Below are 11437 nucleotides of genomic sequence, written 5' to 3' on the forward strand. Positions count from 1 at the left end.
GGGGAAAAACGATCCGAATATTGACCGATGGCCAAAGCGCGGAGAACCGACGGTTCTCCGCGCTTTGGCGTGTGCGGCGGCGCCGGGGTCTTCCGGGGAGCATGATTTTTTGCTGCCGAAAGGGTTTGCAGCAATGGGGCGAGGCGGTCCGGGCGAGGTCCTTTCATCGTCGCGCCGGGAATATTCCGGGCGTCGGTTTCGCGAGTCGTGGCGGAGACGCCGCGACGCATATAATACCGCGTGATTTTATAGAGGCTGACATTCTCGTGGGGAATGTTCTGTAAAATGTGGAACTCGACGCGCCGTCGGGGAGGAATAACACGACAGGAAATCGCATAACGCCGCTTGAAATGTCTCTCATACAAGGGACGTTTGCTATTGTATACTTTGGTTCGGGGACTTCTCAAAGCCGGGTTAAAAATGTATAATAATGCCAAGGGGAAGATTCATTTCTCTGAAGATTCATATCTTATTCTGTGGAGGGGATACGGATGAAGAAATCAAGAGTTTTGGCAGTTGCGCTCGCGGGGCTTTTTGCCGCTTCGACGGCTTTTGCGGCCAGCCAGTTCATCATGGGCACGGGCGGCACGTCGGGGACCTATTATCCTCTGGGCGGCGCCATCTCCCAGATCATCACCGACCATTCCGGCGGCAAGGTTGCCTGCGTAGCCCAGGCGACGGGGGCTTCCGTCGAGAATCTGAATCTGCTCAACGCCGGCGACATCGACCTGGCTCTGGTGCAGAACGATACTGCCGATTACGCCAAGCGCGGCGTGATGTTCTTCAAGGCGCCGCTGGCGAACGTGACCGGCATCTGCCGCATTTATCCCGAGCACATTCAGGTTGCCGTCAACGCCGACAGCGCCATCAAGTCGCTGGAGGACTTCAAGGGCAAGAATATTTCCGTCGGCGCGCCCGGCTCCGGCAACGAAGCGAACGCCCGCCAGATTTTCGGCGAGATCGGCCTGTTTGACGGCGCCAATTACGTAGGGTTTACGCCTCACTTCCTGTCCTACGCCGAGGCCACGTCGCACTTCAAGGATCGCCTGATCGACGGTTTCACCTTCACGACCGGCGCTCCCAACTCGGGCATTCAGGAGATCGTCACGACGCAGCCTCTGCGTTTCCTCGAGATCAAGGACAAGCTTCGCGACGACATCATTGCCAAATATCCGTTCTTCGCCCCCGCGCTGATCGAGAAGGGGACGTACAGCGGGCTTGATCACGATGTCGAGACTATCGCCGTGCAGGCGTGCCTTGTGGCCCGCCGCGACATGTCGGAAGACGAAGCCTACGCCGTCACCAAGGCGATCTTCGAGAATCTCGAGGCGCTTGGCAACGCGCACGCCAAGGGCAAGAATCTGACGCTTGAGCACGCTCTTGACGGCATGACGCTTGACATTCACCCCGGCGCTCTGAAGTACTACAAGGAAGTCGGCCTGGTCAAGTAAGCGGGGCTCGGAAGTTTGGAGCTTTCTCAAACGGAAGGAGTCGCGAGGCTCCTTCCGTTTTTTCAGGAAAAAGCGTGACTTTTCATTCTGCCGGCGATGTGCGGCGGAGAGGACGTGAACATGAAAAAATCCCGGGGGCGTGCGTCTCTTTTCGTCTTTCTGCTTATGGCTGCCGCGGGGATCCTGTATGGTGTGCGGCAGCAGTATCTGACCGTGACGGATGAACGGGGGACGGTGGTCTATCTGCGTCCGGTAAAACTGGGAGAGCGCTACACGGTGCGTTTTATCCATTCGGTGGCACGGCGCCCGGTGGACGAGATCTACGAGATCGCCCCGGGCTGTTCCATCCTGCGCGAAACGGTTTATGACATGATGGGCGCGGGGCTGCCGACGGAGCCTCTGGACGGCCAGACGTTCACGGTGGAGGACGGCGCATACCACATCAGGGGTTTTCATCTGAGGCTCCCCGCGGTGACCTACCGCATCAGCAAGGTCGTGGCGGATCACACGCTGTGTGTCGGGAAGGATGAATTCAGGCTGAAGCAGTGGGTGTTCGCCCCGGGGAAGCCGCTGACGTTCACGGTCCACGAAGGGAATCTGTGCGAACTGCTGAAGTTTAAATGTCGGAGCATGTTGTAGAGTATAAGGGGGTATGGGAATATGGATGAAATGAAGAAAGAGTCAGGCGCGACAGAGCTGCCGCAAGAGAAAAAGCAGCTGAATGCCGACACGGTGGCCGGCGACCAGAGCGCAGTCCAGGAGAATCTCGAAAAGTACGATACGGAATCGCGGTACCGTCGCCCGGATGGTTTCTGGGGCAAGGCGATCAAGCTCATCTGCATCGTTTTTTCTCTGTTCCAGTTCTATACGGCCGGTTTCGGCGTGCTGCCGGCGCAGATTCAGCGTCCTCTGCACGTGTTCTTCACGTTCGTGCTGATTTTCCTGCTGTATCCTTCGTTCGCGTCGTTCTCCAGAAAGACGATGCATTGGCTCGACGTGGTGCTGGCCGTTCTTGCCGGTTCGACGATGATCTACCTTGTCGTCAATTACGAGGCGATCCTGTACCGCGGCGGGCTGCCCACGACGTTCGACCTGATCTTCGGCGCTCTGGCGATCCTGTTCACGTTCGAAGCGGCGCGCCGCATCGTCGGGCTGCCGATCGTGCTTGTCGCCCTGGTCTTCGTGCTCTACGCCCATTTCGGCAAGATCATGCCCGGCTTCCTCGCTCACCGCGGTTTCAGCTGGACGCGCATCGTCAACCACATGTACCTGACCACTGAAGGGATTCTTGGCTCGCCCGTCGGCGTTTCTTCGACCTTCGTCTTCATGTTCATCCTGTTTGGCGCTTTCCTGAACAAGACCGGGCTGGGCAAGTTCTTCATCGATCTGGCCCTTGCCGCGGCCGGGCATCAGGCCGGCGGCCCGGCCAAAGTGGCCGTCATCTCGTCGGCGTTCTTCGGCACCATTTCCGGCAGTTCCGTGGCCAACACGGTGACGACGGGAACGTTCACGATCCCGCTGATGAAGAGCATCGGTTACCTGCCGCACTTTGCCGGCGCCGTCGAAGCGGCGTCGTCCACGGGCGGCCAGCTGATGCCCCCGATCATGGGGGCGGCGGCTTTTATCATGTCCGACTTCATCGGCGTGCCCTACATCACGATCGCCATTGCCGCCGTGCTTCCCGCCCTGCTCTATTACATGGCCGTGTTCATCATGATCCACATGGAAGCCAAGCGCCTCGGCCTGCGGGGGCTGCCCAAAGAGCAGCTGCCCAACACGAAGAAGATCTTCCTGGCCGGCGGGCACCTGCTCATCCCGCTGTTCGTCATCGTTTACATGCTGATCAAAGGCTATACGCCGCTGAAGGCCGCGTTCTACAGCATCCTCTGGACGGTGGCCGTGGCCATGTGCCGCAAGAACACGCGCATGAAGCTGAGCGACATCATCGCCGCTTTCGACGAAGGCGCCCGCAGCGCTCTCGGCGTCGCCGCGGCCTGCGCCTGCGCCGGCCTCGTGATCGGCTCCGTGACGCTGACCGGCATCGGCCTGAAGCTTGCCAACGGCATTGTTTCGCTGGCGGGCGGGCATTTGTTCTTCACGCTGGTGCTGACCATGATCACGTCGATCTTGCTCGGCATGGGGCTGCCCACGACCGCCAAGTACATCGTGCTGGCTTCGATGGCCGCGCCCGCCATTCAGAAGTTCGGCGTGCCCGTGCTGGCGGCGCATATGTTCATCTTCTACTACGGCATCATCGCCGACCTGACGCCGCCGGTCGCGCTGGCGGCCTACGCCGGCGCCGGCATCGCCGGAGCCAACCCGATGCGCACCGGTTTTACCGCCCTGCGTCTGGCCGTGGCCGGATTTTTGATTCCCTATTTCTTCGTTTACAGCCCCGAACTGCTGATGATCAACGCCTCCGTCGCCAACACGACCGTGCCGGTCGTGACGGCGATCCTCGGCACCGTGCTGCTGTCCTTCGCGGCGGCGGGCTACTGGCTGCGCAATCTGAACCTGTTCGAGCGCGCCGTGATCTTCGCCGCTTCGCTGCTGCTGATCCAGCCTGGCTGGATGACCGACGTGATCGGCGCCGGCGTCGGCGTGGCGATGTATCTGCTTCAAAAGATGACGCTGAAAAACAGGGCGTGACGCTTGCGCCCAATCCGGACCGGCTGCTGGGCAGCCGGTCCGGATTTTCTGTCGGGGGCGACGCAGAAATTTCATCCTATCGGGTGATGCGAGCGTCTCGTTCCATGGTAGGATACGGATGGATGCGGCGTTCCGTGAAGGCCGCCGGCCGATGAGCGGCGCGCGGATGGCACGCCGGGGGCCGTGCGAAGGGAAAGGCACGAAGAATATCCCGCTTTAGATAGTATTTTATTTAATATTATGCATTGAGGAAAGAGTTTCGGAATGATAAGATTCAAACCGGTAGTACGCCTTTCGTAAGAGGGGCTGATGTGGTTCTTGCCGCAGGGCAAGACGAATATTTGAAAGGTGGAATGTCTTATGAAGAAATTCCGTTCCGTTCTGGCCGCTTCGGCGGCGTTGGCGCTCCTGGTGTCTTCCGCGTTCGCTGCTCCCCGACCGGGCGATCTGACGACCGGTCTGGTTGGCGGCGGCGACTGGGCCGCGTTCGGACTGCGCGACGCGCAGGCGCTGCTGAACAAACCGGCGGATTCTCTGCTGATGCGCGCCATGAAAATGCTGCCCGCCGAGCAGGTGAAGAACTACGCCGACAAGGCCGGCAGCTTCGACGTGCGCATCGCTCTGAAGTCGAGCCTCGACGAGGTCGACAAGCTGGCTCTGGCGATGGAGATGAAAGCGCCCCTGACCGCCGAGGATTTTGCGGCCGCCGGCAATTTCAAGGCCCCCGAGTTCACGGTGACCGCTCCCGAAGGCACGACCGTCACGCCGCTGGGCACGGTTGACTCCGAGGACGGCTCCATCGGCCTGATTTATTTGGCGACGCTGGAGCGCGACGGCGCCAAGTACCTGATCGGCGCGAGCGGCGATCCCGCCAACCTGGCCGTGATGGCCGGCGCTCCCGAGAACAGCGCCGTGGTGACGGCCCGCACGCCCGCCAACGTTTGGGCGCAGATGCAGATCTCGGCGGAGACGCTGGCCAAGATGGACGCGCCGCTGCCGCAGCCGCTCAGCCTCGAACTGGGGCTTGACGACACGGCGACGTCCGTGAAGGCGATGCTGTGGAGCAACCTTGTGGACGAGATCGGCGCCCTGATCGGCAAAGATCTGCGCGCCGTGCTCAACGGCGGCGCCGCGGCCAAGGCCCCGTTCGTCTACGGCTCTTCGCCGCTGGCCGCTCTCGTGAACCTGTCCGCTTCCTTCCTGCCGGAGAACTTCAAGCTCGCCGACCTGATCGCCGACGCGGACATGCTCAAGGAAGCCGAGTCAGAAATCAATGGAGCCATTGGCGCCGTTGGCCTTGAGTGGGCGGACGTCGTCAAGATCCTGCGCGGCAACGTCACGCTCGGCGTGGCCGGCAAGCTGGCCGCTCCCATGGTGGGCGAAATCCCCGGCCTGTACCTGCACGTTTCCGACATCGACGCCGCCAAGGCGGCCGCGCTTGCCAACATGCTCGCCGAGCAGGGCAAGATGGTGGCCGGCGAACCGGCCGCCTACGACGCGGACGGCTGGAAGGGCTTCGCGTTCGCCGCGCCCGTCTCGGTCCTCGTCGCCGGCGGCGAGAAGGGCCTGCTGATCGCCGGCATGAACGCCGATCAATTCGGTCAGGCCGCCGAAGCGGCTTCCGGCCTTGCGGCGGCGCTCGAACCCCGCAACGTGGCGCTCGGCTTTGACGTCAAAGTCCTGCAGCCCGTGCTGAAGAAGCTGTTCGCCGACTTCGGCGACAGCGTCATGCCGGCGCTGGGCGGCGACGACGCGAAGGGCATCGTCTCCATGGTACTGGACAACATGGGCATGATCGACGCGGTCAACCTGGTCAACGCCGACGCCGACACGCTCGTGCTCGAAGTGACGCCCAACGCCGAAATGGTGGGCGCGATCCTGCCCGCGGCGCAGTAAAAACGTTCTTTCCGCACGTTTCAAGAAACGAAAAACAAACGAACCGCCCCGCTGAAATTTCAGCGGGGCGGTTCGTTTGTTGGGCGCGCCGTTTATTTGACCTGTTTGCCTTCGGCGTACAGCTGGACGATGTTGAGGATGACCTTGACGCATTTTTCCATGGCGCCGACCACGGCGTATTCGTACTTGCCGTGGCAGTTGTAGCCGCCGATGAAGAGATTGGGCGTGAGCAGGCCGCGGAAGGAGAGCTGCGAGCCGTCGGTGCCGCCGCGAGCGGCGATGATCTTCGGCGTGACGCCGGCCATCTCGTAGGCTTTCAGCGCGGTGTTGACGATGTCCATGCGCTTCTGCAGCGGCACGGCCATGTTGTAATACTGGTCGTGCATTTCCAGCTCGGCCAGTTCGCGGCCCCAGCGTTCGTTGAGCTGGCGCACGAGCAGCTGGAAATGTTCTTTGCGCGCCTCGAACTTGGCGGTGTCGTGGTCGCGGATGATGTAGGTCATCTCCGCCTCTTCCACGCCGCCTGCGATCCCGGTCATGTGGTAGTACCCCTCGTACAGCTCCGTGTGGGGCGGCGTCTCGGCGGGCGGCAGCGAGGCAGCGAACTCCATGGCCACCATGGCGGCGTTGATCATCTTGTTCTTGGCGGTGCCGGGATGGACGGCGACACCCTTGATCTTCACGTGCGCCTGGGCGGCGTTGAACGTCTCGTAAGAGAAGGTCCCCGTGCCGCCGCCGTCGACGGTGTAGGCGAAGTCGGCGCCGTATTTTTCCAGATCCCAGAACTTGGCGCCGTGGCCGATCTCCTCGTCGGGGCAGAAACAGACCACGATTTTGCCGTGTTTGAATTCGGGATGCCGCACCATGTGCTCGACGGCGGTCATGATCTCGGCGACGCCGGCCTTGTCGTCGGCGCCGAGCAGCGTGGTGCCGTCGGTGACGATCAGCGTCTCGCCCTTGTGGTCGTTCAGCTCGGGAAAAACTTTCGGCGACAGCACCACGTTCTCGGCGGCGTTCAGCACGACGTCGCCGCCGTCGTAGTTCTCGACGAGGCGGGGTTTGACGTTTTTGCCGGTCACTTCGAGGGCCGTGTCGATGTGGGCGCAAAAGCCGATGGCGGGCGCGCCCTCGCAGTTGGCGGGCAGAGTGGCGCAAACGTAAGCGTTCTCGGTGACCGTCACGTCGCTGAGGCCGAGGCTGCGCAGCTCTTCGCCGAGGACTTTGGCGAGATCGTGCTGGCAGGGCGTGCTGGGCACGCAATTCTGCCCTTCGGCCGACTGCGTGTCGATTTTGACGTAGCGGATAAAGCGATCAACCAGTGAAGACATGAAAGATCCTCCTTCGAAAAAGCAATGGGAAATTGTTGGCGCGAAACTATTCTACCGCAAAAAAATAAAAACGGCGTCATCAAAAAAGGGCCTGTGGCGCACACAGACCCTTTGGGGGAGCGATATTAACGGGCGTACTGGAGCTTGCCGGTGAAATGGCAGGCCACGAAATGGTTCGGCTCGTACTCGTTCAGCTCGGGTGACTGCTGGCGGCAGACGTCCTGGGCGAAACGGCAGCGGCCGGCGAAGCGGCAGCCCTGGGGCGGGTTGACGGGGCTGGGCACGTCGCCTTCGAGGATGATGCGGTTGCGTTTCTGTCCCACCTTGGGGATGGGAATGGCCGACAGCAGCGCCTGCGTGTAGGGATGCAGGGGATTCTTGAAGGTGGTCTTGTAGTCCGTCAGCTCCACGATCTTGCCCAGATACATGACGGCGATGCGGTCGGAGAGGTGCTTGACGACGCTGAGATTGTGGGAGATGAACACGTAGGTGTAGTTGTTCTCCTTCTGCAGCTGGTTGAGAAGATTGAGCACCTGAGCCTGGATGCACACGTCGAGGGCGGAAACGGGTTCGTCGAGGACGATGAACTCGGGATCGAGCGCCAGCGAGCGGGCGATGCCGATGCGCTGGCGGCGGCCGCCGTCCAGTTCGTGAGGGTAGGCGCCGATCAGGCGGCGGGCCAGGCCGACCGTGTCCATCAGCTTGGTGATGCGGTCGTTCATTTCTTTGCGGCTGGAGCAGATCTTGTTGACGATCAGCGGTTCGGCGATCAGTTCGGAAACGGAAAGGCGGGGGTTCAGGCAGGAGTAGGGATCCTGGAAAACGATCTGGACCTTTTTGCGCATTTCTTTCATTTCGCCCTTGCTCAGGCCGACGATGTCGCGTCCCCAGAACTTCACTTCGCCGGAAGTCGGTTCCAGCAGGCGGATCATGGCGCGGCCGAGCGTGGACTTGCCGCAGCCGGATTCGCCGACCAATCCCAGCGTCTCGCCGCGGTTGACGAAGAAAGAAACGTCGTCGACCGCATGGAGCAGACCGCGCGGCGTGTTGAAGTACTTCTTCAGGTGGTTGACAACTACCATGGGCTGGTTGTTCAGCTGTTCAGTCATAGTCATCGGCCTCCTTTAGTCGTTCTTCAGCGCCGCCGTGCGCACGGGGCAGGCGACGAAATGTCCGGGCGCCACTTCGGCCATTTCCGGCGCGCTCTTGGAGCAGTTTTCCGTCGCGTAGGGGCAGCGGGGATGGAAGCAGCAGCCCGAAGGCAGGTTGGTGGGATCGGGCATCAGGCCGTGGATGACCTTCAACTCTTCCTGCTCCGACTCGAGGTCGGGCAGCGAGTTGAACAGCCCTTCCGTGTAGGGATGCAGGCGGTGGTTGTAGATCATCTCGGTCGTGCCGTACTCGACGACGCGACCGGCGTACATGATGGCCACCTTATCGCACATCTCGGCGACGATGCCCAGGTCGTGGGTGATCATGATCATGGCGGTCTTGAACTTTTCCTTGAGCTCGTGCATCAGCTCGAGCACCTGAGCCTGGATCGTCACGTCCAGAGCCGTGGTCGGCTCGTCGGCGATCAGCAGCGTCGGGTCGCAGGCCAGCGCGATGGCGATGACGACGCGCTGCTTCATGCCGCCCGAAAACTGGTGCGGGAAGGCGACGCCGCGCTCGCGGGGGATGCCGACCAGTTCGAGCATGTCGCCGGCGCGTTTGAGCGCGTCGGCCTTGGTGCCCTTCTGGTGCAGCTCCACCATCTCGGCGATCTGTTCGACGACGGGAACGACGGGATCCAGCGAGGTCATGGGATCCTGGAAGATCATCGCGATCTTGCCGCCGCGGATGGCGCGCATCTGGCTTTCGGGCTTGCTCAGCAGGCTCTCGCCTTCGAAGAGGATGTCGCCGGAAACGATCTTGGCGGGCGGCATGGGCAGCAGGCGCATGATGCCCAGCGCGGTGGTCGTCTTGCCGGCGCCCGTTTCGCCGACGAAGCCCAGCGTCTCGCCGGGCGCCAGTTCGAGGTTCAGCCCTTCGACGGCGTGGACGCGGCCGCTCTCGGTGACGTAGTGGATGGTCAGATCCTTGATCTCGAGGAGCAAATCTTTGTTTTCGGACATGGCAGGCTCCTCCTTAGCGCTTCAGCTTGGGATCCAGGGCGTCGCGAAGACCGTCGCCGAGGAAGTTCAGGGCCAGAATCGTGAGCATGATGGCCAGGCCGGGATAGAGCGTCAGATGCGGGAAGTCGCGGATGTACTGACGCCCGCCGGAGAGCATGGCGCCCCATTCGGGATTGGGCGGCTGGATGCCCAGCCCGATGAACGACAGCCCGGCCGCGTTGAGGATCGCCGAGGCGACGCCCAGCGTGGACTGGACGATGATCGGGGCCATGCTGTTGGGAATGATGTGGCGCAGAATGATGCGCAGATCGGAAGAGCCGACGGCGCGGGCCGCTTCGACGTACTCCATGCCGCGGATCGAGAGCACCGAGCCGCGCACGATGCGCGCGTAGTTGGGAACGGCGGAAATGCCGACGGCGATCATCATGTTGAACAAACCCGGCCCGAGCGCCGCGGCGATGGCGATGGCCAGCAGCGTCTGCGGAACGGCCAGCAGCACGTCCATGACGCGCATGATCACGTTGTCGAGCGTGCCGCCGTAAAAGCCGGCGAACGCGCCGAGCAGGCCGCCGACGACCAGCGAAATGCCGACGGCGATGAAACCGACCTGCAGCGACACGCGCGCGCCGAAAATCAGGCGGCTGAGAATGTCGCGCCCAAACTCGTCGGTGCCGAGCAGATGCTTGGCCGACGGCAGGTCGAACGTGTGCATCAGGTCCTGCTTGGAGAAGGAGAACGGCGCCAGCTGATTTGCGAAAATGGCGCAGATGACCAGCAGAATGATAAAACCCAGCCCGAACATGGCCAGAGGACTTTTGCTCAGGCGATGCAAGACTTCGGCGATGCCGCGGCGCTGTTTTTTGACGGGAGCGTCGATAACTTTTTCAGTCATGAGATGACCTCCTCTATCGTTTGTACTGCGCCTTGATGCGCGGATCGATGAAGGCGTACAGAATGTCAACCAGCAGGTTGACGACGCTGAACGCCGCCGAGACGCACAACACGGCTCCCTGCACCATGGGATAATCGCGGGCCATGATGGACGTGAGCATGACGCGCCCGACGCCGGGGATGGCGAAAATCGATTCCGTCAGCAGAGCGCCCGACAGCAAGTGTCCGAACTGGAGCCCGCAGAGCGTGACCACGGGGATCAGCGCGTTATGCAGCGCGTGCCCCCAGATGACGACGCGTTCGGTCTGCCCTTTGGCGCGCACCGTGCGGATGTAGTCGGCGCGGATGACCTCGAGCATGGAGGAACGGGTCATGCGCGTGATCATTGAGATGGACTGAGCGGACAGCGCGACCGAAGGCAGGATCATCGCCTTGAACGTGGAAAAACCCGACGACGGCAGCCAGCGCAGACGCACCGAGAAGAACAGGATCAGCAGCAGCCCCAGCCAGAACACGGGCATGGACAAACCGATCATGGCGAAGATCATGGTGACGGTATCGAAAAGCGAGTATTGCTTGATGGCGGAAACGATGCCGCATGGGATGCCGATGAGGACCGCTATGAATATGGCGAAGCCGGCCAGCTTCAACGTAGCCGGAAACGCCGCCAGCAGCTCCTTCATGACGGGCGTTCTGGAAGCGTAGGAGCGTCCGAGATCTCCCTTGACGACGATCTTGTATAAATATGTGCCGAAGCGGATCCAGAAGGGATCGTTCAGGCCTTCCCGTTCGCGGAACTCTTGAATGGCAGTCTCCGTGGCCTGGTCGCCGAGCACCATCTTGGCCGGGTCCCCCGGCGTCAGATAGAGCAGCAGGAAGACGCAGAACGCCACGCCGACCAGTACGGGAATGAGCAGGATAATCCGGCGGAGAATGTATCGAAGCATGGTTTTACCTTCTTTTCGTCGAATTTTGACCGTTGGGTTCACGGTGTGAGAATAAAGACAGATTAGCTATGAATTGGACTCTCAAACCGATACAGAACGCCAAAGAAAAAAGCAGGGGAACAGGAAATTCCCCTGCTTGCGCGCGTGCCTGAGTTTTTTCC

Annotated in this window: 9 protein-coding genes; 4 read left to right on the plus strand and 5 right to left on the minus strand. The window is 61.4% G+C overall.

Annotated elements, in window-relative coordinates; translation table 11 throughout:
• Positions 1 to 491 precede the first annotated feature (491 nt).
• From B0D78_RS06515 to B0D78_RS06530, 4 genes are all read left to right on the plus strand, one after another.
• The gene (locus tag B0D78_RS06515; RefSeq protein ID WP_078016173.1) at positions 492 to 1451 is read left to right on the plus strand and encodes a TAXI family TRAP transporter solute-binding subunit; all 960 of its coding nucleotides are present in this window, start codon (positions 492 to 494) and stop codon (positions 1449 to 1451) included.
• Between the two features lie 120 nt (positions 1452 to 1571).
• Complete coding sequence (locus B0D78_RS06520; protein ID WP_168170034.1) at positions 1572 to 2090, plus strand: DUF1850 domain-containing protein; 519 nt, start codon at positions 1572 to 1574, stop codon at positions 2088 to 2090.
• A gap of 21 nt (positions 2091 to 2111) precedes the next feature.
• A complete protein-coding gene (locus B0D78_RS06525; protein ID WP_078016175.1) occupies positions 2112 to 4100 on the plus strand; it encodes a TRAP transporter permease in 1989 nt (662 codons plus the stop codon).
• Between the two features lie 360 nt (positions 4101 to 4460).
• Entirely contained in the window at positions 4461 to 5996 is a 1536-nt protein-coding gene (locus B0D78_RS06530; RefSeq protein ID WP_078016176.1) for a hypothetical protein, read from the plus strand.
• Between the two features lie 92 nt (positions 5997 to 6088).
• On the opposite strand, the gene pepT is transcribed toward B0D78_RS06530, so the two are convergent.
• From pepT to B0D78_RS06555, 5 genes are all read right to left on the minus strand, one after another.
• Positions 6089 to 7324 carry a peptidase T gene (gene pepT / locus B0D78_RS06535; RefSeq protein ID WP_078016177.1) on the minus strand — a complete coding sequence of 412 codons (1236 nt, stop codon included), beginning with the start codon at positions 7322 to 7324 and terminating at the stop codon, positions 6089 to 6091.
• 125 nt (positions 7325 to 7449) lie between these two features.
• Positions 7450 to 8433, minus strand: a complete 984-nt coding sequence (locus B0D78_RS06540) for an ABC transporter ATP-binding protein (RefSeq protein ID WP_078016178.1) — start codon at positions 8431 to 8433, stop codon at positions 7450 to 7452.
• Positions 8434 to 8448: 15 nt separating this feature from the next.
• Positions 8449 to 9438 carry an ABC transporter ATP-binding protein gene (locus B0D78_RS06545; RefSeq protein ID WP_078016179.1) on the minus strand — a complete coding sequence of 330 codons (990 nt, stop codon included), beginning with the start codon at positions 9436 to 9438 and terminating at the stop codon, positions 8449 to 8451.
• Between the two features lie 13 nt (positions 9439 to 9451).
• Positions 9452 to 10330 carry an ABC transporter permease gene (locus B0D78_RS06550; protein ID WP_078016180.1) on the minus strand — a complete coding sequence of 293 codons (879 nt, stop codon included), beginning with the start codon at positions 10328 to 10330 and terminating at the stop codon, positions 9452 to 9454.
• 13 nt (positions 10331 to 10343) lie between these two features.
• Positions 10344 to 11276, minus strand: coding sequence for an ABC transporter permease (locus B0D78_RS06555; protein ID WP_078016181.1), 933 nt, complete (start codon positions 11274 to 11276; stop codon positions 10344 to 10346).
• Positions 11277 to 11437 lie beyond the last annotated feature (161 nt).

Source organism: Pyramidobacter sp. C12-8, assembly GCF_002007215.1.
Taxonomy (GTDB): domain Bacteria; phylum Synergistota; class Synergistia; order Synergistales; family Dethiosulfovibrionaceae; genus Pyramidobacter.